Below are 23,569 nucleotides of genomic sequence, written 5' to 3'. Positions count from 1 at the left end.
CACTTTACAGCATGGATGAAGCCCATCATGGGGGAGCCATGGGGGCGATATGGCGTGTTTCTGCGGAATTGGGCTCAAGGGCAAATGACAAGGAATTGCACCATATTAGGGCAAGAGCACCAAGATAGTGCATCCCGGTGCCGTGCGCTTGCCTCGCCCGACACGACCTGCGCCTGCTCTCATCCCCCCGCTTCATGCCTCGGCGCCATAAAAAAGTCGGCCCGAAGGCCGACTCGCTGCACAGGGCGACGGCGTTTCCTTACTTGAGGTATTTGCCGTCCACCCCCACCTTGCCCGGGCCATTCAGCACCCAGACTCGGGCCGAATAGGCGGGCACCTGGAAGCTCAGACTGCCGCTGCTGACGCTCTGGCTCGCGCCGGTCACCGCGTCCGTGTAGGTGCCGTTCTTCAGGCCGGTCAGGTTTATCTGCTGGGCCGAGTTGGCCGCGAGGCCCACGGCGGCGTAGCTGCCTTCGGCGCTCAGATCACGCACGAAGCTGATACCGCTCCCCCACTCGTTCACCTGGCTCATGGGCGCCTTCTGCAGGGCGGGCACCGCCTTGCGGATCTGGTTCAGGCGCTTGATGTGCTGGTAGAGCGGGTGGCTCGGGGTGGCCGGGTTGTCCAGCACCTCCCCGTAGTAGGCGCGGCCGGTCTGATCCACCGTCATGGTGGCGCCGTCGATGTCCTGGGGCTTGCCGGCCTGGAACATCACCTCCTCCCCGTAATAGAGGGTCGGGATGCCCCGCGCCGTCCAGAGCAGGTTGTAGGTCATGGCCGCATTGCCCTCTTCCCCGCCGTAGCGGTACTTGAAGTCGTTGTCCGGCCCCACATCGTGGTTCTGGAAGAAGGTGATGAGCTTGGTGGCATCCCCATAGATCCAGTCCATGGCGAAAATCCCCCCTACCCCGCCAAAGTTCCCCCGGGTGACGTTGTCACGGAAGGTGGAGAAGAGGGAGAAGTCCAGCACAGAGAGACCCGAATCGCCCCCTGCACGGGGATCCGCCGGGTTGGCCGTCGTGCGGGTGTACCACCAGGGGCGGATCACCGCCGAGGCATTGTCGTTGGCGAGCTCAGAGCCCCATCCGGTGCCCTTGACCAGGTTTTCGCCAAAGACGAACAGCCCCGGTTTGTGGGCCTGCCAGTCGTGGACATAGGTCAGCAGCTCGTCCCGCTCGATGTGTTTCAAGGTATCGATGCGAATCGCATCCACCCCCATGTCGAGGTACTGACGAATGGCGCCGTTGAGGTACTCCTTGACGTTCTGGTTGCCGGTGGCGAGATCGATGCAGTCCCCTGCCATGTGCTTGCGCTGCAGGGCAAGCGGGCTCTCCCAGTCACCACCGGACATGAAGCCGTCCAGGTGATACCAGGCGGGATCCAGGGTCTGGGCGTCGATGCCGAAGAAGCGGTTGGGGTTGTAGCCTGCGCTCGGCACTGTGGCGCCGGTCTTGGGGTCTACCAGGGGCTGGGTGCCCGCCGGATCGGACTGGCAGCGGGCCTTGTACCAGTCGGGAGCCGCCGGGTTGTCGTCGTCACAGCGGTTGGCGCTGGCGTAGTCCCCGAGGTTGCCCTGATAGGGACCGTTGTTGATGAGTCCCTGGCTCGACCCCGCCGGTACGTAGTATTTGACGGGCAGGCGATCGATCCAGGTCTTGCCGCGCAGACCGTACTGGCTCGAGTGGTTGAGCACCACATCCTGGATCACCTTGAGCCCCTTGGCGTGGGCCGCCTGGATGAACTCCCGGTAACCCGCCCCCGGCGACTCCAGACGGGGATCGACCCGGTAGAAGTCGTAGGCGTGGTAGCCGTGATAGTCGAGGCCGGAGCGGTTCTCCACCGGTGGCGTCACCCAGATGGCGGTGAAGCCGAGATCCTTGATGTAGTCGAGCTTGGCAATGAGCCCCTTGAAGTCGCCGCGCCAGTGGGGATCCCCCGCCTTGTAGCGATCCCGGTTATGGTAGTTGTTGCCGGCATCGCCGTCATAGAAGCGGGCGGTCAGCAGGAAGTAGATGCTCTCGGCGCGAAAATCGCCGCTCGCCACCCCCTGCTCGCCGATACGGTACTCGAAGCGCTGCTCACGCTGATTGCCGCTGGCGTCGATGGCAAGGGTGCGGATCACCAGATCGGTGCCGCTCCCCTTGTCGCTCGCCACCAGGGGCTGGCCTGCATAGCGGGCCGACGCCGTGGTGGGCTGGCTGCCGTCCGTGGTGAAATGCACGGCGGGGGCGCTGTCCTGATCGTCGCTCACCCCCAGGGTGATGGACTGGCTGTCCACATAACTCCCCGGGGCCGGGGTGGCCGTCACCGTGGGGGCCTGCAGATCGGCCCCGGCCAGCGTCTCCACCTCGATGGCCTTGCGCAGGCTGTCAAAGCAGATGCGATAGCGGGTGTTGGCGCTGACCAGGTAATCCTGGGCCGGATACGCCTCGGTCCAGTCCCCCTTGTGGTCAATCTTGAAGCGGGGGTTGTTGCTGCCAAAGGCCTGCTCGGTGCAGAAGGTGGTGCCATCCTCGCTGATCATGGGGGTGAGCCCCCAGTTGTTGGCCGTGCCCCGGAAGTACCAGCTGTCGCTGCCCTGTCCTGCCCCGACCACCACGCTCACGCTGCTGCTGCCCTTGGCCCCCTGATCGTCGGTGACCGTGAGGCCATAGGTGAAGGTGCCGGTCTGGGTGGTGTTGACGACAATGCTCTCCGTGGTCTCGCCGCTGCTCCAGAGATAGCTCGCGATCTGGCCGTCGGGATCCGTGGAATCGCTGCCGCTCAAGGTCAGGGACGCCCCCTGGGTCACGTTCACCGTGCCCCCCGGGGTGATGACCGCGAGCGGCGGCTGGTTGTCATCCCCAAGGGGGGTGATGCTGTAGGCCAGGGTCTGGTCGTTGACCTGGATGCGCACCGTGCCCACGGCGCTCCAGAAGATATCGCCGCCACTTTTCTCCAGCACGCCGTCGCCGTTGCTGTCGCCAAAGTTGACGGCCCAGTCGCCAGCCTGATCAAACTTGAGGCGCTGGCTCGCCTTGCCATCCATGTAGGCCTCGGCCTGCCACAGGTGATCGGCCACCAGCTGCATGGGCAGGCTGGCCCAGCCGTTGAAGGTGCCGCGCACGTTGAGTTGCGGCAAGGTGCTGGCAAACCCCGAGGCCTCGCAACTGGCCACCGCCGTCGCGCTCACCGCCTGGGTGCTGGCGTTGATGCGGATCTGGTACGCCGTGTTGGCATTGACCCCGTAGTCGGCCGCCGGGTAGCTCTGCTGCCAGTTGCCGTACCTGTCTATCTTGAAGCGCGGGCCGCCGCTGGCATCCCCGCTCACGAAGCGCTGGCAGGTATCAAAATTGACGCCGTCCGTCGACGTCATGGCGGTCGCCGCCCATCCATTCGCGGTGCCCCGGAAGAACCACTCCGCCGCCGTGCTCGGCGCCGTGATCAAGGTTCCCAACAATCCGGCCGCGAGTATCCATCTAGCCATTGATAGTCCTTTATTCTCATTGTTTATGTGTGATGCCGGTGTGTCCCGGCATTCCCCCATCCGCAACGTCCCGCCTTCAGATGAGCCCAGCCAGTCTAGGGAATGGACTGGCCATTTTTTGGCCTCAGAGTGCGAAATGTGACCACCATCGACCTCGAGGTAGGCTGTATGTGATTGATAGCGCTTTCATTTCTGCTCACTCAGCCTCTTTTCGGCCCAGGCTGCCCACCTGTGCCCGGCGTGCCTGTCGCTCCGCCGTCAGCAGCCTCAATCTCGGCATTGGCGATTAAAACGCGATTGATAATGTTTCTTGTTTGATGGATGCAGGGTGGCGCATGCTGAGCACCACGGGCCGGCCTCGGCGCCATTTCATAAGACATTTGAGTACGAAGATGACAGTCAGGAAGGAAGCAGGCAGATGAACGCCAGTGCAATGAGACCGGCCATCGCCCGCGACAAGATGGCATTCGGCCCCGTCCAGCTCGCCTGCCTGAGCACCGCCCTGGTCCTGCACCTCGCCATCCTCTGGCTGGTGCAGGAGAGCCGCCCCGCGCCCATGACGCCGCCCGAGCCCCTCACCCTCTCCGCCCGCTGGGCCGGGGAGTCGAGCCGGGATGACGCGCCGGCCAAAGCCGCAGCGGCTCCCGCCCGGTCCCCGGCTATCAACAAGCCTGCGCCGGTGCGGCAGAAGGTGATCAGGCCCGTCGTCAAGAAGCCAGCTCCCAAGCCGGTGCCCAAGGCGCCGCCCAAGCCCAAACCCCTTCCTGAGGTCAAACCCGCCACCCAGGCCCTGCCTGGGGTGACCCCCGTTGCAACCACCGCACCGGCCACGTCCACATCCAATAGCCAGAGTGCCAACAGCCACAGCGCCCCGGCCAAGACCCGGCAGACCGGGACCGGTGGAGGGAGCAGCGCCCCCATTGCCCGGGATGCCAGCTTGCACAACCCCGAGCCTCCCTATCCTCCCGAGTCGCGCAGACGAGGTGAAGAGGGTCGCGTGGTGCTGAAGGTGCGGGTCAGCAGGGAGGGCACGGCGGAGTCGGTCGAGGTCGAACGCAGCAGCGGTCATCGGCGCCTGGACATGACGGCCCGCAGGACCGTCAGCCGCTGGCGCTTCATCCCGGCCCGGCAGAACCAGGTCGCCGTCGCGGACTGGGCCAGGGTCACCATCATTTTCAAGCTAGGAACCTGAACCATGAATCCGGAAGTCGACACCCACGCCATGGGCATCGCCCACCTGCTCAGCCAGAGCTCCGGGATCGGGCTTGTCCCGCTGATCCTGCTGGTGGTGATGTCACTTGGCACCTGTTATTACGCCCTGCTCAAGCTCTGGCTCGGGGCTCGCGAACAGCGGCACAGCGCCCGCTTCATCGCCGACTTCTGGCGACAGGAGAGTCTGCACGAGGTGGAGCGCCAGCTCGCTCGGACGCCGCCGCAAGAGAGCCATGGCCGCGTGACCCGTGCAGCCCTCACCGCCATGGCCCAGTTGGGCCGGGTGCAGGAGCGCCCCCCCACCCTTGCGCTGGGCTCCCCCGACGATTTTCTGCTGCGCGCCCTGCGCCAGGCCATCACGGCCGAGCGGATCCGCCAGGAGCAGGGTCTGGCCTTCCTCGCCTCCGTGGGCTCGGCGGCCCCCTTCGTCGGGCTCTTTGGCACCGTCTGGGGCATCTATCACGCCCTGCTGGCCATAGGGGCCGCCGGCCAGAGCAGTCTGGACAAGGTGGCAGGGCCGGTCGGCGAGGCGCTGATCATGACCGGCTTCGGCCTCGCCGTCGCCCTGCCGGCGGTACTCGTCTACAACTTCTTCGTGCGTCGCAACCGTCTCACGCTGGCGGCTCTCGACGACTTTGCCCATGACCTCTTCACCCTGCTGGTGACCGGGTTTGCGCAAGGCTCCGCCAAGGTCACCCCGCTCGCCACCGTCGAGTCCGTCAAGAGGGGACCGCGATAATGGCTTTTGGCAAACTGCCGGGTGAGTCGGACGATCAGCCACTCTGTGAGATCAACATGATCCCCATGATCGACGTCATGCTGGTGCTGCTCATCGTCTTCATGATCACGGCCCCCCTGCTCACCAACGCGGTCAAGCTCGAGTTGCCCGAGGCCAGCAGCCAGGCCAACCAGCCCAGGCAGGAGGACGTGGTGCTCTCCATCGACGGGGCCGGCAAGATCTACTGGAACGCCAAGGAGGTCGACGAGGCGACGCTGCTCACCAGGATGAGCGAGGCCGGCCAGGCCAAGCCAGAGGTTCCCGAGATCCAGCTGCGCATCGACAAGCGCGTGGAGTACGGCGTCATCGCCCGGGTGATGGCCCAGGCCTCCCGGCAGGGCCTGCACAAGATCGCCTTCGTCAGCCAGCCCGGGGACGAGTGACGGCGGCGCAAAGGGCAAGGCATCACCCGGGGGGTGCCTTGCTTGTCTTTCGCCTTGACCCTGAGGTTGCCAGAGACGGGCAGGCCCTGCATGATGCAAAGCCTGCCCGCCACCATGGCGCGGCCCGCCATGTCAAAGGAGAGAGCATGAGAACATCGGATTATGGAAGGCTGCTGGCACTGGCGGCCATCTGGGGCGCCAGTTTCCTGTTCATGCGCATCGCGGCGCCGGCCTTCGGCTCGATCAACACCACCTTCCTGCGGGTCTTCTTCGCCCTCGTCGGGCTCGCCGCCATGCTCCTGCTGCTGCGCACCCCCATGCAGTTTCAGGGCAAGCTCAAATCCATCATGGTGCTTGGCATCATCAACTCCGGCGTCCCCTTCCTGATGTATGCCGTGGCGGCCCTCTGGTTGCCCGCGGGTTATTCCGCCATCCTCAACGCCACCACGCCCCTGATGGGGGCCCTCATCGGCTTCTCCTTCTTCCACGAGGTGCTGACCTTGCGCAAGTGGGTCGGGGTCATGCTGGGGCTGGTGGGCATCGGGCTCATCACCACCACGGGGGAAGTCGACCTGAGCGGTCAACTGGCCATCGGGGTGCTGGCCTGCCTCATCGCCACCGCCTGCTATGGCTGCGCCGGCTTCCTGACGAGGCGCTGGGTCACCGAGCGGGGGGGCCTGGACGCCAAACTGGTGGCCTTTGGCAGCCAGATCGGCGCAGTCCTCTTCCTGCTCCCCTTCTTCGGCTACACCCTGGCCACCGGCCCCGCCGTCGACTGGGCCCAACCCGGGGTCTGGGCCAGCGTGCTGGCGGTCGGCTTCCTCTGCACCGCCTTCGCCTACCTGCTCTACTTCAGGCTGATCGCCGACATCGGCCCCCTGCGAAGCCTCACTGTCACCTTCCTCATTCCGCCGTTCGGCATCCTGTGGGGCTATCTGGTGCTGGGCGAGACCCTCACCGGCGGCTTCGTCCTCGGCGGCGCCGTGGTCTGCTTCGCGGTCTGGCTGGTGGTGAGCCCCGCCAGAGCCGCCAAACCGGCCAAGGCACAAGCCTAGGCTCCGCGTCATCTGCCGGGCCCCATGGCTCGGCAGATGGGCGCAACTGGGGTAAGATGACCCCCATCGTTTCTCCCGCCCCCGGCGGACACACAGCAGGGCCAGCCTTGAATCAGCTCAACCAATCCAGCCAGAACAAGCAGCAGATCTTCACCGTCACCCGCCTCAACAGCGCCGTGCGCATGATCCTGGAGCAGGATCTCGGGCTGGTGTGGCTGACCGGGGAACTCTCCAACCTGGCGATGCCGAGCTCCGGCCACTGGTACTTCTCCTTGAAAGACATGTCGGCCCAGGTGCGCTGCGCCATGTTCAAGGGCAACAACCGCCGGGTGCCGTTTCGCCCCCAGGACGGCATGCAGGTGCTGGTGCAGGCACGCGTCTCCCTCTATGAGCCCCGCGGGGACTACCAGCTCATCATCGAGAGCATGCAACCCGCCGGGGACGGCATGCTGGCCCTGCGCTTCGAGGAACTCAAGCGCCGTCTCGGCGCCGAGGGGCTGTTTGACGAGGGCCGCAAGCGCCCGCTCCCCCGCGAGCCCCGCGCCGTGGGCCTCGTCACCTCGGCCACCGGCGCCGCCCTGTACGACATGCTGACGGTGCTGGGGCGCCGGGCGCCAGACCTGCCCGTCTTTATCTACCCGACCCAGGTGCAGGGCAGCGCCGCCACCGCCCAGATCGTCGCGGCCATTGCCCTTGCCAATCGCCGTGCCGAGGTGGATGTGCTCATCGTCGGGCGCGGCGGCGGATCGCTCGAAGATCTCTGGTGCTTCAACGAGGAGGCGGTGGCCCGCGCCATCGCCCACTCCACCATCCCGGTGGTGAGCGCCGTGGGCCACGAGGTGGACGTCACCATCAGCGACTTTGCCGCCGACCTTCGCGCCCCCACCCCCTCCGCCGCCGCCGAGCTGGTGGCCCCGGACAGCAGCGCCCGCGCCCAGCGCCTGGTGCACCTGCACCAGCGGCTCACCCAGGCCATGACCCGGCATCAGACCGCCGCCCGCCACGGCTTCGTCCTGCTGCAGAAACGACTCGAACACCAGGATCCCAAGCGCCGGCTGGAGCAGCAGGCCCAGCGCCTTGACGAGCTCGACCGCCGGTTGCAGCAGTTGCTGGCAAGCCGCCTCCATCTGGGGGAGCGACGCCTCGCCAACCTCGAACTGCGCCTGCAGGCCCAGAGCCCGGAGAAGCACTTGGCAGCCGGGAAGCGCCGCCATCAGCTCGCCGAGGAGCGGCTCCACGCCCTGATCGCCAGGCGCCGGGATCTGGCGAGCCACCGCCTCGCCATGCTGAGCGCACGCCTAGACGGGGTGAGCCCACTGGCCACCCTGGGGCGCGGTTATGCCATAGTGCGCACCCCGTCCGGCGAGGTGATCAGCCGCGCCGGCCAGGTGAGTGCCGGCCAGCCCCTGGTCACCACGCTCACAGAGGGACATCTGCGGGTACGGGTGGAAGAGGTCGACAACGACTGACGAAAAACGGGGGCACAGTGGCGCCCCCGTTTTCGTCATCCCCTCTTTGCCTGGATCCGGCCGCCTGCCCGCAAGCTCACGCCAGCGAATGGCGCACGGCCTGCGCCGGATGGGCGGGGGTTGTCTCCGACCCTGCCAGCGGATTGCGCTGCAGATACTCAAACAGCCCCGCCTGTAGATTGACGCTCCAGAAAAGCCCCGCCAGGGTCAGCGCCAGTGTCTCCCCGGTCAGCTCGGCCAGGCCATGCTGCTGCCAGCGTTCAAAGAGCGGCAACAAATGCGCCCGCAAAGGGGATGGCAAGCGCCCGAGGATAAGCCAGCCGGTGTCGAGCGCCCCGCGCAGCAGCCCGTCGAGGCGAGCATCCGGATTGGGCCTCATCACCATGCCGGGGGCGCGCCCCCCCGCGGCCAGCGCCGCGTGCCAGGCCGCCAGATCCCGGCCATACATCAGGCCGTGGCCCAGCACGTTGCCTCCCGCTCCCGCCCCGAACGGGAGGATCTCGGCGCCCCACTTCGCCATCTGGTTGTAGCGGCTCTGCTCGGCATCGCTTCGCCGCCAGTGGCTGCAGGAGAGCCGCTGCCATCCGGCCGCCTCCAGGGTGCTGGCGCCATGGGCATACATGGCGGCCCGTTGCTGCCCGTCCGCCGACCATCCCGCCTTGCCCCCGGCTTCGGCGCGCGCCAGGTTGGTGCCCGCCATGGCGATGAGCTGATAGAGATCCACCCCGTGCACGCCGCTCGCCATCACGTCCGCGATGTCCTGACTCCAGACGGCGTCGTCCTGACCGGGCAGGCCGAAGATGAGATCCGCGACGATGACGGCCTCGTCGCCCCGGGTCAGCGCCCCCAACCGGGCGAGCAGGGTCTCCCTGTCGTCGAAACGGCCCGCCTGCCGGCGCACCCCGGTATCGAAGCTTTGCACCCCGAACGAGAAGCGGTTGAAGCCCCCCGCCAGGGCCGTCTGCCACTTGGCGTCATCGAAACCGTTGAGCCGTCCCTCCAGGGTCAGCTCCGCATCCGGGGTCAGGGGGAAGGCGCGGATCGCCTCGCCGAGGCGCGCCAGATCGGCCACCGCCATGTCGGTCGGCGTGCCGCCTCCCACATAGACGGCCGAGAAGGGCTTGCTCTGCGCGAGCGGTGTCTTCGCCGCCCGGCTCAGCTGGTCGCACAGGGCCGCCACATAGCGGCTCATGCGCGCCGGGTTGGCGCCGTTTTCGAAGAAGTTGCAGAAGCTGCAGCGCTTGCGGCAGAACGGAATGTGGATGTAGATCGCCCGCTCCCCGGCCTCGCTCTCCCGCTGCCACCAGGCGTGCCAGCCTGCATCGTCGAGCATCAGCGGCCCCCCGCCGCCACGGCTGGCGTGGGCCGAGGTCTTGGCGGTAAAGGCGAATCTGAGGGGATCCGGGGTCGCAAGCCCGGTCATGGTCGGGGTCAGCAGGGGTGTCATCACGAGGGGCTACCATCTGGAAATAATGCAAATGATAACGAATATCAATCAAGCCTTGCTTGTGCTGGATCAAGCCCAGGGCACGGAACTCGTCTCCCCGCTCCTGTCAGCCGGCAAGTCATGGGGAGTACAAGCGTCGAAGGGGCATGGGTCGGGGCGAGAGGGCCACTCCCCGCCAGGAGAGTGGTGGCACACACGCAGTCGGACTGACAGAAACGGGATCCCGGCGGGATCGTGACGCCGACGCAGGGTTGGGGGTTCAGTCGTTGCCGATGATGATGGCGACGCGGCGATTCTCCGCCCGTCCGGCGGCGGTGCCGTTGTCGGCGATGGGCGCCTCTTCACCACGGCCGCGGATATCCAGGTTCCCTTGGGGCATCCCCACCGACATCAGGACGTCGGCCACGGACTGGGCCCGCTTCAGCGAGAGCTGCTGATTGTAGGCGGCTTCGCCGTTGGAGTCGGTGTGGCCGTCAACTCTGGCCCGGTTCAGTCCCACGCCGATGAGGGCCTTGCCGAGCCGCTCCACCACCTGGCGAGTCTGGGGATTGAGGGCCCCGACATTGTTGGCAAACAACACCTTGTTGGAGATGTCCAGGGTCCAGCCCTCCTCGGTCAGGTGAAAGCCCTGCTCCTTGAGGGTGGCGACCTGATCCGCCGTGAGCCCCTGCGGCACGCTCTGGCATGCGGCCAGCAACGTCAGCAGCAGCGCGACAAGCCCCGTTTTGATCGGGTTCAAAATGGTCATTGTTATCATCCTTTCACTATTTCGGTTCAACTTCACGTGGCTCTCTTGTGCTCTCTCCCCTCCTCCTTCCGTTGTCGTTTGGCTTGATACATGGCGTCGTCGGCGCACTGCAACAGGGCGTCCGCCGTCTCCCCCTGCTCGGGATAGAGGGCGGCGCCCATGCTGATGCCCACCCCCAGATGGCGGCCGTCGCTCAGGACCACAGGGGTGCTCATCGCCTGCTGGATCCGCGCCATGACCTCGTGCACCTCGCTCTCTCCCCGGACTGGGGCGAGCAGGATGACGAACTCGTCCCCCCCGAGGCGACACACCAGATCCAGCGGCCTGAGCTGGTGCTGCACCCGACGCGCCAGCGCGATGAGCACCTCGTCCCCGATGCCGTGGCCCAGGTTGTCGTTGATCTGCTTGAAGCGGTCGCAATCGAGATAGATCAGGGCGAAGCGCTCCTGCTGGGTGCTGCCCGCCTGGATGGCCTGCCCCAGGCGCGCCTCGAACAGGGCGCGGTTGGGCAGGCCGGTGAGGGCGTCATGGGTCGCCCGGTGCAACAGGCTGGCGTTCTCCCGCTTCTGATGGGCCTGCCAGGCCTCCAGCTCGTCGAGCAGGGAGTTGAAGTCCTCCCCGAGCTCGTGCAGTTCGGCAATATTGGCCGCCGGCACCCGCTGCTTGAGGGCGCGCTGGCGGCTGACGTTGTAGGCGACCTCGGTCAGGGCCTTGAGGGGGGCCGTGATGGAGCGCTGCATGCGGCGCGCCACATGGAGCGCCCCGAGGATGCTGAGCAGCAGGCACACCAGGGTCGCCAGCAGGGTTTGCAGCAGGAAACGCAACAGGAACTGCCCGTGGCCGACCAGGTGCACCCGGGCTATCTCCCGGTGCTCCCGCACCATGGGCTGCACCACGGGCCCCGGCAGGATGAGGCGGGCCAGGTGCTGCTCCAGCGTGGTCCAGGGGGTGGTGATGGCCCGGCGCCAGCTCGCCAGCACCTGGCCGTCCGGCAGCACTATGCTGGCGCTGGCGATATCTTCCCGGGAGGTGATTGCCTCCAGGGCGTCTCTCGCCGCCTCCTCGTCATCGAACACCACGGCCGCCTCGGCGGTATAGCTGATGGCCCGCGCCACCAGCTTGAGGTTGTGATCCGCATAGAGGCGCAGCGCCAGCAGTGCCGTGACGGTCAGGAACAGGCCCGCCATGCAGACGGCGGTCAGGGAGATCATCATGTGGGTGCGCCCCAGGCTCTGGCGCAGGGTGAGCCTCTGGCCTGCGTACGGGATCCTCATCGCGGATCCTCGTCTGCCCGTGCGAGTTTGAGCACGGCCGGGTGCACCCGCACGCCGCTGCGGGCGAGCGCATCCAGGTTGACCCGAAAACGCACCCGCTCCCCTGCCTGCAGGCAGAAGACCGCGTCGGCGATGCACTCGCGGCTCTGCTCGCTGATGCTGAGGATGGCGTGCCCCCGCAGCCGCTCGAACAGGGAGAGGCGCTGCTCCGAGGTCAGGATCCCCAGATAGATGACATCGCAGTGCCGGGTAAGCGCCTCGTCGTCGAACTCGTAGCGATGCACCTCCACCGGACGCCCGTTGGCCTGGCGGTCTATGGCGAGGAGCGATGCCGCGTATTCCGTCGGAGCCGTGATGCAGACCTGCAGCCGGGCAGGCTCGCTGGGCCAGCGGGTATAGCTGAGGATGTCGAGCACCGTCTGGCGCACCATGTCGCTGCGCACCTCGGCCGAGGTGGCGGCCACGGCGGCGTTGGCCAGCGCCAGCATGCAGACCAGCGGCACCAGCCACGTCAATATCCGGATGAAACAAAACAACTGCATGATGCCCGCGCTTATGTTCACGCCGGCGCCGGAATGGGCCGACGCCCATGAAGGGTGTGCCTGAAGGGGAGTCGCACCGAGCTTACCAGCCGGATGGTCGAGCCCCATCCGTATACGCACAGGGTGCGTCACCCTGTGTCGCAACGGCGCCCCCGAGGGGCAGGACAGTCCTCCGGCAGGTCCCGCCGAGGCTACTTCTTGCCAATCCCGTATTCGCGCAGCTTGTTGGCGATGGCGGTGTGGGAGACCCCGAGCCGTTTGGCCAGCTGGCGGGTGGAGGGAAATGCCGGGTAGAGCCGCTCCAGCAGCCGGCTCTCGAAGCGTTTCACCGCCTCGTCCAGCCCCCCCTCGAACCACTCGTCGATGAGCGGCATGGCATCCGCCGCCACCGGCAGATCCACGTGCTCGGGGCCAAGCTCGTCCCCTTCCAGCAGGGTCATGGCACGGTAGAGGCAGTTGCGCAGCTGGCGCACGTTGCCGGGCCAGCGGTAGGCGGTCAGGTATTCGGCCATGTTGCGGGTAAAGCGCGGGCGGGGGCGCTGCAACTCGCTGGCGAAGCGGGCGACGAACTGCTGGGCCAGGGCCATGATGTCCGCCTTGCGCTCGCGCAGCGGCGGCAGGCTGAGGCTCAGCACGTTGAGGCGATAATAGAGGTCTTCCCGGAACTTGCCCTCGTGCACCAGATCCAGCAGCTGCTTCTGGGTGGTGCAGATGAAGCGCACGTTGACCCTCACCTCCTGCTCGTCCCCGACCCGGCGGAACACGCCGTCCTGCAGTACCCGCAGAAACTTGGTCTGCAGATGGGGGGACATGTCGCCGATCTCGTCCAGCATCAGGGTGCCGCCGCTCGCCAGCTCCAGCACGCCGCGCTTGCCCTCGGTGTTGTTGCCAAAGGCGCCTGGGGCATAGCCGAACAGCTCGCTCTCGGCCACGTTGTCCGGCATGGCGGCGCAGTTGAGCGCCATGAAGGGGTGGCTGGAGCGCAGGCTGGCACCGTGACAGGCGCGGGCCAGCAGCTCCTTGCCGGTGCCGGTCTCGCCCACGATGAGCAGGGGGGCATCCTGCATCGCGAGCTTGGCCGCCTGGGCCAGCACCTCTTTCATCTTGGGGCTCTCGGCCTGCAGATGCTCGAAGCCGCCCACCTCCACCGCGTGCAGGGCGCTGAAGTGCATGCCGACCCGGCGGGCGGACTTGAGCACCACCACGGCGCCGGCCAGGGCCTGCCTGCCCTTCTCCTCGGCCACGAAGAGCGGCATCAGATCCCCGAGGTACTCCTCGCCGCCGAGGCTCAGCTTGCAGGTCTGGGGCTTGATCTCGCTCGCCTCCAGCCAGCGGGTGAAGGAGAAGCCCTTGACCAGGGAGCCGAGCGCCACGCCGCGCACCTCGTCCACCGACAAGCCGAGGGTGGTGAGGGCCGCCTGGTTGGCCTGGGTCACCCGCCCCTTGCTGTCGAGGGAGAAGACCAGATCCGGCAGCGCCTTGAGCAGGGCCTCGATCTCGTGGTGCTCCCGCTCGGAGGGCATGTAGGGGATGGTCTTGACGTCGTAGACCCCGGGAATGCGGCGGATCTCCGGCATCAGGTGCTGGAAGTCGCGAAACTCCAGCTCGGGAAAGTTGAGATAGATGATGCCTGAGGTATCGATTTCGATGCCGCGCAGATCGATATTGTGCTCCACCAGTCGGTCGAGCAATTCCCGGGTCAGGCCCAGACGGTCTTCACAGCTGACTTCAAGACGCATTCGGCACACACTTCCTAGCTAACATTCTGAATGACCGGATAATACAGACTCGATCCCGCCAGTGCGAGCGCTCCCCCATAAAAATGCGGGCCCGCCCCGTTTTCACCGGGCAGGCCCATCTTGTGCCGTGTTTTGGCGACGATTACTTCAGCAGCTCGTCGGTACGTGCCGCCATGATGAAGTCGTTGCGATGCAGCCCACCTATCTTGTGGGTCCACCAGCTGACGGTCACCCTGCCCCACTCCGTCAGGATCGCCGGGTGGTGAAACTCCGCCTCCGCCAGCTCGCCGAGCCGATTGGTGAAGGCCAGCGCCTCCTTGAAGTTGCGAAACACGAATTCGCGCCTCAGCTGCAGCTCGCCGTTGACCACCAGGGGCTGCCAGTCGGGGATGAGGTGCATCAACTCGCCCAGCTCCTCGTCGCTCACCTTGGGGGCGTCGGCGCGGCACGCCTCGCATCGTTGACTCGCCAGTTCAGACATTCGGGACTCCTTTCATTACTGCATCGTGGGGATGGAAACGGGTTAGCTCGCCTGCTTGCCGGAAACGGGCGCAAAGCGGGGCGGACGCAGGCCGAGGCGACGGGCCTGGGCGACGGCGTCCATGATGGCCTGGGGTGCCAGACGGTAGAGGGTATCCAGGCTCGGCAGCACGAAATAGACGGGTTGCATGATGTCGATGCGATAGGGGGTTCGCAGAATTTCCAGCAGATCGAAGGGTTGCAGCTCGGGTTTGCCGGAAAGCGCGTAGGCGGTCTCGCCGATGGAGGAGAGGATACCGCCGCCGTAGATACGCAGCCCCTCGCCCCCCTGCAAGAGCCCGAACTCCACCGTAAACCAGTAGAGCCGAGCCAGAAAGACCCGCTCCTCCTTGCTGGCACCGAGCCCGAGCCGGCCATAGAGGTGGGTGAAATGGGCGAAGGCCGGGTTGGTCAGCATGGCGCAGTGGCCGAAGATCTCATGAAAGATGTCGGGCTCCTGCAGGTAGTCGAGCTCGTCCCGGCGCCGGATGAAGGTGGCCACCGGAAACTGGCGATCCGCCAGCAGGGCGAAGAAGCGGTCGAAGGAGATGAGCGCGGGCACCGCAGTCACCGACCAGCCGGTGGCTGGGGTCAGGGCGGCGTTGATCTCGCCCAGCTGCGGGATGCGATCCCGGGGCAACGCGAGTCGCGCCAACCCTGCCCGGTATTCGTCACAGGCCTTGCCCTCCAGCGCCGCGAGCTGGCGTTCGATCAGGATCTGCCAGGTGCCATGCTCCTCGTCCGTGTAGTGGACCCTGCCCTGTGCATCCGGTTGATGCGCCGTGTAGAGACTTGCCATGAATGCTTCCATCCTCTGGGTGCCGACCCCGCCCTTCGGGCGGTGACTCGCCTGCGAGCCATGGGATCATGGTAACGGTTTGCCCCCCAAAAAAGCAGCCGACCCAAGGGTCGGCTGCCGCAGACATTTGTAAATAATTTGTGACAACCACAATCGACCCCTGGCCCGCCACTCACCCCTTGTTGAGGTAGCCCGCCAGCTGGCCGATCAGCCGCTTGCGCAGCTCGCCCAACTTCGGCTTCTCATCCGCGCACCAGGGCAGCGGGCGGCACGCCTCCATGGTGCGCAGGCCCAGACGGGCGGTGAGCAGCCCTGCCCCCACCCCCTGCGCCGCGCGGGCGGAGAGCTTGGCGGTGAGCTCGGCGCCCAGCAAGTCCATGCCCACCTCGGTCACCAGCTCGGTGGCGCCCGCATAGAGCATGTTGCGAAACACCTGGCGAATGAGGCAAATGCGGCTCCAGTAGCCGAGCTCGATGGCGTAGACGTCGGCGATGTCCTCTATCATCCGCAGGTTGCGCCACAGCATCAGCATCATGTCGACGGTGGCGAGCGGGCTCAGGGCCACCAGCACGGCGGCCTCCCCCGACCATTTCGCCACCCTGGCCTGGGCCAGCCTGTCCCGCTCGGTCAGCACCAGCTGGCTGTAGAGGGTCAACACCTCCCGATCGCTGTGGCTCTCGTCGAGCTGGGCGAGCCAGGTGCGATACCCCTCCCGCCCCTTGTCACCACTGCGCTCGGCCAGCTGCTCGCAGAACGCCTGCCCCTGCCCGACACCCTGATGTGCGAGCAGGTCTTCGGCCCGCGAGCGCACGTCCTGGCGTTTTTTAAGGGTGCGCAGACGCAGCCATTCGCGCCCTGCCACGCCGGCCGTGCCCACCGCCACTAGGCCGCTGGCGAGCAGCCAGGCGCCGCCCCAGAACGGCGACGAGGCAAACTGATCGACGAGGAAGACGCCGAACTGACCCAGGGAGAGCAGACCGACCGCCCCCAGCCCCCAGGCCAGCAGGCGGTGGCGGCGCGGCCTGGGGGTGAGGGCGGGCTCGACCTCGGTGAGTTCGTCCAGCGCCTCGAGACGCTCGAAGCTCGCCTCCTCCAGGCGCTGGGCGGGAGCCGGTGGCCGCTCTTCCTGCGCCGCCAGGGCGGGTTCCAGGATCACCTTGCCTTGCAGCGGTGCCGGTTTGATCTGATCGTTCATCTTGTTGTCTGCTCCTTCGGACGATGCCGGTTATTCGAGGTGATCCCCGAGCAGAAACTCCAGCGCCGCGTCGAGCCGGATATGGGGCAGCGCCTGATGGGCGCTCATGGGCAGCGGGCGAAATGCCTGGAAATCGAAGCCCTGGGTGTGCCACCACTGGGCCGGCGGTATCTGGGAGGGCACCTCCCCCGGGAAGACGAGCAGCGGCTCGCCGGCGAGGCTAGTGCCGCGAATGGCCGGGAACTCGCGGCCATTGGCCATCCCCTTGCCGACCTCGGTGGCCTTGATGGCGGCGAGCGCCAGACACTCGGTCTCTATCCCCTCGAAGCGGGCCTGACCCCGGCCACGACTCACCAGGTGCTGCAAGAGGGAGACTAGGGGAGCGTGCTGCTCCGGGGTGACGTGATCCGCCTTGCTCGCCACGAACAGCAACTTGTCGATGCGCGGGGCAAACAGCCGCCGCCACCAGTTGCTCTTGCCATAGGCGAAGCTCTCCATGATGCGGGCGATGGCCTGCTGCATGTCGCCGAAGCTGGCGGCGCCGGCATTCAGAGGTTGCAGGCAGTCCACCAGCACGATCTGGCGATCAAAGCCCGCGAAGTGCTGCTCGTAGAAGCCCTGCACCAGGTGCTGCTTGTACTGCTCGAAGCGCTGCTTGAAGGTGGCGTAGAGGGTGCCGTCGGCCGGGGTCCGGGCCGGGGCATCCCAGACCCAGGGCACGAACTGCAGCAGCGGCGCACCGGCATACTCCCCCGGCAGCACGAAGCGCCCCGGCTGGATGAGGTGCAACCCGAGCTCCCGCTTGCAGGCATGCAGATAGTCGGTGTAGCGGGCCGCCAGCTCGCTGGCCGCTCGCTCCTCTAAGGGCTGATCCGCCTGCCAGCCGGGCGTCAGCCAGCCCGAGGCCAGGGCCTGCAGCTCGGGGCGGCGCAGTTGCTCCCGCACCTGCTCGCTCCACTGCTCGTAGTCGAGCTCCAGCAGCGGCAAGTCCAGCAGCCACTCCCCCGGGTAGTCCACCAGATCCACATAGAGGGTGGAGATCTCCCCCAGGTGCCGACGCACCGGGTGGCGGGTGCGATAGCGGATCTCGAGGCGCACCTCGGCCACCCCGCGGGTGGGCTCCGGCCAGGCGGGCGGCTCGCCAAACAGGGCGTCCAGGCCCCGCTCGTAGGGAAAGGTGGGGATGTGGGCGTTTTGCTGGGGCACCCGGCGGGCCCCCAGGATCCGCCCCTGGCGCTGGGCATCCCAGAGCGGCAGCCGGCCGTCGATGGCCGCGTGCTCCAGCTGGTTCACCAGCGCCGTGATGAAGGCGGTCTTGCCGCTGCGGGAGAGGCCGGTGACCGCCAGCCGGATGTGGCGATCCCGGGCCCGGTTCACCACCTCGAAGGCCTTGTGCTGCAGCACGGACCAAGAGTGTTCGAGTTTGTTGCGTATCAAGGCGGGTCTTTGCCTCCTTGTTGTCAGGTCGGGCGCAGGGGCCGCGAGGCATCACCCTCGGGCCCAGGGCATTACAGCTTGCTGAACTCCCGCTGCAGGGTGAACTCCTTGGAGGTCACCAGCTTCTCGAGGCGCTGCACCCTGGGCTCCAGGCTGTCGAGCTCACGGGCGATGCGGCCCAGGGCCTGATGGGGGGTGATCCCCGCCTGCCAGCTGCGCGCCTTCATGCGCACCTCGGCAAACTCCTCCTCCTGCTCCCCGTAGAGGGTGACCGGCTTCTTGTCGAGCAGGAACCAGGCGGCGATGTAGGCGGTGAAGGTGATGAAACCGGCGAAGATGAGGCCGCTGATAGCCAGCAGCCGCACTATCCAGGTCTCGACGCCGAAGTAGTCGGCAAGACCGGCACAGACGCCCGCTATCTTGCCCCGCTGGGGGTCACGATAGAGATTGCGTTTCTCTCTGCTCCACTGTGTCATACCCTGCTCCTCCAGCCCGGGACTTCAGCGTCCAGAATCGACTCCAACGCCCCGACCCGCTCCTGCATCTTCTCGGCACGGGCCAATAACCCCTGCAACTGTTCCCGCTCGCTGTCGGCAAGGCCTGCACCGATCCGCCCCTTGGCGCGGTAGTGCAGCACCAGCCAGATGGGGGCCACCACCACCATGAAGACCACCATGGGAACCATCAACACACCCAGCAGATCTTCCATCTGTTACTCCCCCTGTTTGCTGTCGCTCTGACCGAGTTTCTGGCGCATGGCCTCGAGCTCGCGGCTGATCTGATCGTCGGCTTCCAGCTCGGCAAACTGCTGGGCGAGCGCCTTGTCGGACTGGCCCAGATCGGCGCGGGCCTCCATCTCGTCGATGCGGCGCTCCATGCGCTCGAACTTGCTGACCACGGACTGGCTGCCGCCACGGGCCACCTGGCTCTGGACGTTGAGGCGGCTGCTGGCCGCTTCGCTGCGAATGGCCATCGCCTTCTGGCGGGCACGGGCGTCTTCCAGCTTGGCTTCCAGCTGGCGGATCTCCTCCCCCAGCTTGTCGATGCCGCTGTTCACCGCCTGCAGCTCCCGTTCGAGGGTGTCGGCGAGCTCGGTCTGCTTGCTCTTCTCGATGAGGGCGGCCCGGGCCAGATCCTCGCGCCCCTTGGTCAGGGCCAGCTCCGCCTTGCCCTGCCACTCGGCGACCCGCTCCTGATGGCGGCTCACCTGGCGGCCGATCTCTTTCTGGTTGGCGAGGAAGCGGGCCAGGTTGGAGCGCTCCTTCACCAGTTCATCTTCCATCTCCTGGATGATCAGGCGCACCATCTTCTGGGGATCTTCCGCCTTGTCGAGCAGGGACGTCAGATTGGAATTGATGATGTCGGCCAGGCGGGAAAAAATGCTCATGATTGTACTCCTGTGATAGGCATCGGGTTGTTTCTCCATTGACAATGGCAACTTGTGTGCCAATCTGGAACAATTATTAACTTGTTGATTTATATGGGCACTCCCGTTGACATTCAAGTGCCCCAGAAACAAGAGATGATTAAAATAACCAACTTTTGGTAAGATTAACCAGATTTTTCAACGATACAGGGGCAGGGATGACCACGGCCACGGAAAGTCTGTTGGGTGAATCCAACGCGTTTCTAGAAATCATCGAGCAGGCCTCGCGCCTCGCGCCCCTGCGCAAGCCCGTGCTGATCATCGGCGAGCGGGGGACCGGCAAGGAGCTCATCGCCCACCGCCTACATTATCTCTCGGATCGCTGGGATCAAAGCTTTGTCACCATCAACTGCGCCACCTTGAGCGAGAGCCTGCTGGAGACCGAGCTGTTCGGCCACGAGGCGGGCTCCTTCACCGGCGCCGCCAAGCGCCATCAGGGCCGCTTCGAGCGGGCCGACGGCGGCACCCTCTTCCTCGACGAGCTGGCAACCACCAGCGCCCGGGTGCAGGAGAAGCTGCTGCGGGTCATCGAGTACGGGGAGTTCGAGCGGGTGGGTGGCGCCAAGGCGCTCAAGGTGGACGTGCGGCTGGTGTGCGCCACCAACGAGGATCTGCCGGCGCTGGCCGACAAGGGGCAGTTTCGCCACGATCTGCTGGACCGGCTCGCCTTCGACGTCATCACCCTGCCCCCGCTGCGGGAGCGGCGCGAGGACATCCTGATGCTGGCGGAGCACTTCGCCCACGGCATGACCCGGGAGCTGGGCTATCCGCTGTTTGCCGGCTTCTCGCGCAAGGTGGCCCAGTTGCTGCTGGACTACCCCTGGCCCGGCAACGTGCGGGAGCTGAAGAACGTGGTGGAGCGCAGCCTCTATCGCCAGGGCAACCCCCAGTTGCCGCTGGCGGAGCTGGTGCTCAACCCCTTTGACTCCCCCTGGCGCCCCAATGCCACCGGCAAGACCGTGGCCGCAACCCCCGAGCCGACACAGGTAAACGGTGCCTATGCCCCGAACCTGCCGCTGGATCTCAAGGGGGCGGTGGCGGAATACGAGATTAATTTACTCAAGCAAGCGATGCAGCAATCCCAGTATAATCAGCGCAAAGCGGCCCAGTTGCTGGCCCTGAGCTACCACCAGTTCAGGGGCATGCTGCGCAAATACCAGCTGCTCGACGGGGATGACAACAGTGGCAACCTGGAGCTGGGCTGATGCCCAAGTGTGGACTGCACAGCGCGACGCACGCCAACCCCGATGGGAGTGCCCGCACGGCAGGCTCCCGCAACGCGCCCGCCCCATGGCGGGCAACTTTGTCTGACAACATGGTTCCAACATGAGAATGCTCACCCCCCTGCTGCTCGGTGTCCTGGTACTGGTCGGCGGCTGTCAAAAACGCGATGAGGCCTCCAAAACCGGGCTCATCTATTGCGCCGAAGGGGCTCCCCGGACCTTCAACCCGCAACTGGCCAACTCGGATGCGACCCTGGATGCCAGTGCCCGCCCCCTCTACGATCGCCTGCTCGAGGTCAATGCCAACACCCTGGACATCGAGGGGGGGCTCGCCACCCGCTGGCGGGTGAGCGAGGACGGCCTCTCCTATACCCTGACCCTGCGCAAGGGGGTGACCTTCCACCACACCCCCTGGTTCAATCCGACACGCCACTTCAACGCCGATGACGTCCTGTTCACCTGGCAGCGCCTGCTGGACGAGCAGCACCCCTTCCATCACGTCTCCGGCGGCGAGTACCCCTATTTCTACGGGCTGGGGCTCAGCAGCCTCATCAAGCGGGTCTACAAGAAGGACCCCTGGGAGGTGGTGTTCGAGCTCAGCCGGCCTGACGCCTCCTTCCTCGCGACCCTGGCCAGCGACTACGCCATCGTGCTGTCGGCGGAGTATGCGCAGCAGATGCAGGAGGCCGGCACCCCGGACCTGCTGGACAGCAGGCCCGTCGGCACCGGTCCCTTCAGCTTCAAGGAGTACCGCCACAACGAGTTCGTGCGCTACCTGCGCCATCCCGGCTACTGGGGAGGCGAGGCCAGGATGGAGCAGCTCGTCTACGACATCACCCCCAAATCCTCCAAGCGACTCGCCAAGCTGCTGACCGGCGAGTGCGACGTCATGAGCACCCCCTCCGCCAGCCAGCTGTCGGTGATCGACAAGGACTCCCACCTGGATCTGTCGGTGCAGTCGGGGATGAACGTCGCCTTCCTCGCCCTCAACACCCGCAAGGCGCCCTTCAACAAGGTGCAGGTGCGCCAGGCGCTGGCCAGCGCCATCAACGTGCAGAACCTGCTGCAGGCGGTCTATTTCGAGACGGGCCAGAGCGCCGCCAGCCTGTTGCCGCCGCTCTCCTGGGGTTACAACCCCTCCCTGCCCCAGCGCAAGCAGGATCTCAAGCTCGCTCGCCAGTTGCTCAAGGACGCGGGCTACCCGAACGGCTTCGAGATGCAGGTGCTGGTGCAACCCGGCGCCCGCCCCTACAACCCGGACGGCCTCAAGACCGCCCAGCTGATGCGCAGCGATCTCGCCAAGATTGGGGTGAGCCTCAAGATAGTGCAGCAGGCCTGGCCGGTCATCGAGACCCGGCTCGCCAAGGGGCAGTACGACAGCCTGCTCTCCGGCTGGATCGCCGACAACGCGGATCCGGACAACTTCTTCCGCCAGTTGCTGAGCTGCGCCGCCGTCGAGCGGGGCAACAACTACAGCCGCTGGTGCAGCCCCGCCTTCGATCAGCTGCTGGACGACGCTGTGACCACCCCACAACTCGCCTTCCGCCTGCGCAACTATTACTATGCCCAGTCCCTGCTCAACGAGCAGTTGCCGCTCATTCCGCTGGCCCATGCCCTGCGAACCCAGGTGAGTCGCAACGACATCCAGGGGCTGAGGCTCATGCCCTTCGGGGGCACCACCTTCAACCAGGCCTATCGGGAGTGACGATGACTGATACCCATCCCATCGGCGGCGGCCGTCTGCGCCCATCGGCGCAGCCGCACCTGGAGGCATAAGCATGTTTTTCTATATTCTGCGCCGCATCACCCTGCTGGTGATCACCCTGCTGGTGCTGACCCTGGGGGCCTACCTGCTGGAGTTTCGCCTCGTCACCCAGGTGCTGGACTTCTGGCACGGCTATCCTGACTTCCTGCTGCGGATCTTCGCGGGGGACTTCGGCCTCTCCAGCGTCTCGGGCCAGCCGGTGCTGGACGAGATCCGCCACTATTTCCCGGCCACCCTGGCGCTCTGTCTCGCGGCCTTCGCCATCTCGCTGCTGGTGGGGATCCCGCTCGGGACCCTGGCGGCCCTCTACCAGGGGCGCGGACTGGATCTCTCCATCATGGCCGCCGGCCTCGTCGGCTATGCCGTGCCCGTCTTCTGGCTGGCCCTGCTGATGGTGATGTTCTTCTCCCTGGATCTCGGCTGGCTGCCCTCTTCCGGCCAGATCAGCCTGCTCTACGACGTCCCCTCCATCACGGGGATCGCCATCGTCGACGTGCTGCTGAGCGAGGAGCCCTGGCGGGAAGCGGCGCTGCATGACGCCCTGCGCCACCTGGTGCTGCCCTCTCTGGTGCTGGCCGTGGTGCCCACCACCGAGGTGATCCGCCACGTGCGCAGCTCCCTCATCGACGTGATGAAACAGAACTACATCAAGGCGGCGGCGAGTCGTGGCCTCTCCCGTCGCCAGATCGTCTGGCGCCACGGCCTCAAGAATGCCCTGCCACCCGTACTGCCCCTGCTCGGGCTACAGCTCGGCAGCGTGCTCACCTCCGCCATGATCACCGAGGTGGTGTTCGACTGGCCCGGCATCGGCCGCTGGCTGGTGAGCAGCATCGCCCTGCAGGACTATGCCGCCATCCGCGGCGCCTCCCTGGTGGTGGCCAGCTTCGTCATCTTCATCAGCGTCAGCACCGAGCTGCTGACCACCATCATGTATCCGGCACGGCGCAAAGAACTCTATGCACGACAAGACTGAACACAGCAGCCGAATGGCGCCTTTCGGCACCAGCGCCACCCGCTCAGCACCGCACGGCTCACCAACATCATGCGGTATCCGGCACGGCGCAAAGAACGCTATGCACGACAAGACTGAAC

21 protein-coding genes are annotated in these 23,569 nt (G+C 66.1%); 8 read left to right on the top strand and 13 right to left on the bottom strand.

The genetic code is table 11. The features are described from left to right. Positions 1 to 259: 259 nt before the first annotated feature. On the bottom strand, positions 260 to 3,466 hold the full coding sequence (locus tag R2B70_RS08750) for an alpha-amylase family glycosyl hydrolase (RefSeq protein ID WP_318163164.1): 3,207 nt from the start codon (positions 3,464 to 3,466) through the stop codon (positions 260 to 262). A gap of 418 nt (positions 3,467 to 3,884) precedes the next feature. Between R2B70_RS08750 and R2B70_RS08745 the strand changes: the two genes are divergently transcribed. From R2B70_RS08745 to xseA, 5 genes are all read left to right on the top strand, one after another. Beyond that, positions 3,885 to 4,658: an energy transducer TonB gene (locus R2B70_RS08745; protein ID WP_318163163.1), complete on the top strand. Its 774-nt coding sequence runs from the start codon at positions 3,885 to 3,887 to the stop codon at positions 4,656 to 4,658. 3 nt (positions 4,659 to 4,661) lie between these two features. After that, the gene (locus R2B70_RS08740) at positions 4,662 to 5,417 is read left to right on the top strand and encodes a MotA/TolQ/ExbB proton channel family protein (RefSeq protein ID WP_318163162.1); all 756 of its coding nucleotides are present in this window, start codon (positions 4,662 to 4,664) and stop codon (positions 5,415 to 5,417) included. Continuing rightward, positions 5,417 to 5,839: an ExbD/TolR family protein gene (locus tag R2B70_RS08735; RefSeq protein WP_042075525.1), complete on the top strand. Its 423-nt coding sequence runs from the start codon at positions 5,417 to 5,419 to the stop codon at positions 5,837 to 5,839. Before R2B70_RS08740 ends, R2B70_RS08735 begins: the two co-directional genes overlap by 1 nt. A 146-nt stretch (positions 5,840 to 5,985) precedes the next feature. Next, positions 5,986 to 6,894, top strand: a complete 909-nt coding sequence (locus R2B70_RS08730) for a DMT family transporter (RefSeq protein WP_318163161.1) — start codon at positions 5,986 to 5,988, stop codon at positions 6,892 to 6,894. Between the two features lie 107 nt (positions 6,895 to 7,001). Next, on the top strand, positions 7,002 to 8,363 hold the full coding sequence (gene xseA, locus R2B70_RS08725) for an exodeoxyribonuclease VII large subunit (protein WP_318163160.1): 1,362 nt from the start codon (positions 7,002 to 7,004) through the stop codon (positions 8,361 to 8,363). 76 nt (positions 8,364 to 8,439) lie between these two features. Here xseA and hutW read toward each other — a convergent pair whose 3' ends face one another. The 12 genes from hutW to pspA form a co-directional block, all read right to left on the bottom strand. Continuing rightward, positions 8,440 to 9,810 (bottom strand): heme anaerobic degradation radical SAM methyltransferase ChuW/HutW, encoded by a 1,371-nt coding sequence (gene hutW / locus R2B70_RS08720; RefSeq protein ID WP_318163335.1) that lies wholly within the window; start codon positions 9,808 to 9,810, stop codon positions 8,440 to 8,442. A 259-nt stretch (positions 9,811 to 10,069) separates the two neighbouring features. After that, positions 10,070 to 10,558, bottom strand: a complete 489-nt coding sequence (locus R2B70_RS08715) for an OmpA family protein (protein WP_318163159.1) — start codon at positions 10,556 to 10,558, stop codon at positions 10,070 to 10,072. A gap of 32 nt (positions 10,559 to 10,590) precedes the next feature. Continuing rightward, the gene (locus R2B70_RS08710; protein ID WP_042075516.1) at positions 10,591 to 11,832 is read right to left on the bottom strand and encodes a diguanylate cyclase domain-containing protein; all 1,242 of its coding nucleotides are present in this window, start codon (positions 11,830 to 11,832) and stop codon (positions 10,591 to 10,593) included. After that, positions 11,829 to 12,374: a YfiR family protein gene (locus R2B70_RS08705; RefSeq protein WP_318163158.1), complete on the bottom strand. Its 546-nt coding sequence runs from the start codon at positions 12,372 to 12,374 to the stop codon at positions 11,829 to 11,831. Before R2B70_RS08705 ends, R2B70_RS08710 begins: the two co-directional genes overlap by 4 nt. Positions 12,375 to 12,565: 191 nt before the next feature. Next, positions 12,566 to 14,113 (bottom strand): transcriptional regulator TyrR, encoded by a 1,548-nt coding sequence (gene tyrR, locus R2B70_RS08700; RefSeq protein ID WP_209792035.1) that lies wholly within the window; start codon positions 14,111 to 14,113, stop codon positions 12,566 to 12,568. Positions 14,114 to 14,255: 142 nt separating this feature from the next. Then, complete coding sequence (locus tag R2B70_RS08695) at positions 14,256 to 14,594, bottom strand: 4a-hydroxytetrahydrobiopterin dehydratase (protein ID WP_042075512.1); 339 nt, start codon at positions 14,592 to 14,594, stop codon at positions 14,256 to 14,258. Positions 14,595 to 14,636: 42 nt separating this feature from the next. Further along, on the bottom strand, positions 14,637 to 15,431 hold the full coding sequence (phhA, locus tag R2B70_RS08690; RefSeq protein ID WP_209792031.1) for a phenylalanine 4-monooxygenase: 795 nt from the start codon (positions 15,429 to 15,431) through the stop codon (positions 14,637 to 14,639). 172 nt (positions 15,432 to 15,603) lie between these two features. Next, positions 15,604 to 16,626 carry a TIGR01620 family protein gene (locus R2B70_RS08685; RefSeq protein WP_318163157.1) on the bottom strand — a complete coding sequence of 341 codons (1,023 nt, stop codon included), beginning with the start codon at positions 16,624 to 16,626 and terminating at the stop codon, positions 15,604 to 15,606. Between the two features lie 30 nt (positions 16,627 to 16,656). After that, positions 16,657 to 18,063: a YcjX family protein gene (locus R2B70_RS08680; protein WP_216990137.1), complete on the bottom strand. Its 1,407-nt coding sequence runs from the start codon at positions 18,061 to 18,063 to the stop codon at positions 16,657 to 16,659. Between the two features lie 71 nt (positions 18,064 to 18,134). Further along, positions 18,135 to 18,539, bottom strand: coding sequence for an envelope stress response membrane protein PspC (gene pspC, locus R2B70_RS08675; RefSeq protein WP_042075505.1), 405 nt, complete (start codon positions 18,537 to 18,539; stop codon positions 18,135 to 18,137). Next, complete coding sequence (gene pspB, locus R2B70_RS08670; protein ID WP_042075503.1) at positions 18,536 to 18,772, bottom strand: envelope stress response membrane protein PspB; 237 nt, start codon at positions 18,770 to 18,772, stop codon at positions 18,536 to 18,538. The genes pspC and pspB overlap by 4 nt, the downstream gene beginning before the upstream one ends. Positions 18,773 to 18,775: 3 nt before the next feature. Beyond that, entirely contained in the window at positions 18,776 to 19,450 is a 675-nt protein-coding gene (pspA, locus tag R2B70_RS08665) for a phage shock protein PspA (RefSeq protein ID WP_042075501.1), read from the bottom strand. Between the two features lie 197 nt (positions 19,451 to 19,647). Between pspA and pspF the strand changes: the two genes are divergently transcribed. The 3 genes from pspF to R2B70_RS08650 all read left to right on the top strand — a co-directional run bounded on the left by pspF (position 19,648) and on the right by R2B70_RS08650 (position 23,450). After that, positions 19,648 to 20,694 carry a phage shock protein operon transcriptional activator gene (pspF, locus tag R2B70_RS08660; protein ID WP_318163156.1) on the top strand — a complete coding sequence of 349 codons (1,047 nt, stop codon included), beginning with the start codon at positions 19,648 to 19,650 and terminating at the stop codon, positions 20,692 to 20,694. Between the two features lie 127 nt (positions 20,695 to 20,821). Further along, on the top strand, positions 20,822 to 22,417 hold the full coding sequence (sapA, locus tag R2B70_RS08655; RefSeq protein WP_318163334.1) for an ABC transporter substrate-binding protein SapA: 1,596 nt from the start codon (positions 20,822 to 20,824) through the stop codon (positions 22,415 to 22,417). Positions 22,418 to 22,490: 73 nt separating this feature from the next. After that, entirely contained in the window at positions 22,491 to 23,450 is a 960-nt protein-coding gene (locus R2B70_RS08650; protein ID WP_209792021.1) for an ABC transporter permease, read from the top strand. Positions 23,451 to 23,569: the final 119 nt, after the last annotated feature.

This window comes from Aeromonas sp. XH (assembly GCF_033348475.1).
GTDB classification, from domain to species: domain Bacteria; phylum Pseudomonadota; class Gammaproteobacteria; order Enterobacterales; family Aeromonadaceae; genus Aeromonas; species Aeromonas sanarellii.
The sequence above is the reverse complement of the archived record's forward strand: the minus strand, read 5'-3'. Positions and strand labels throughout refer to the sequence as shown.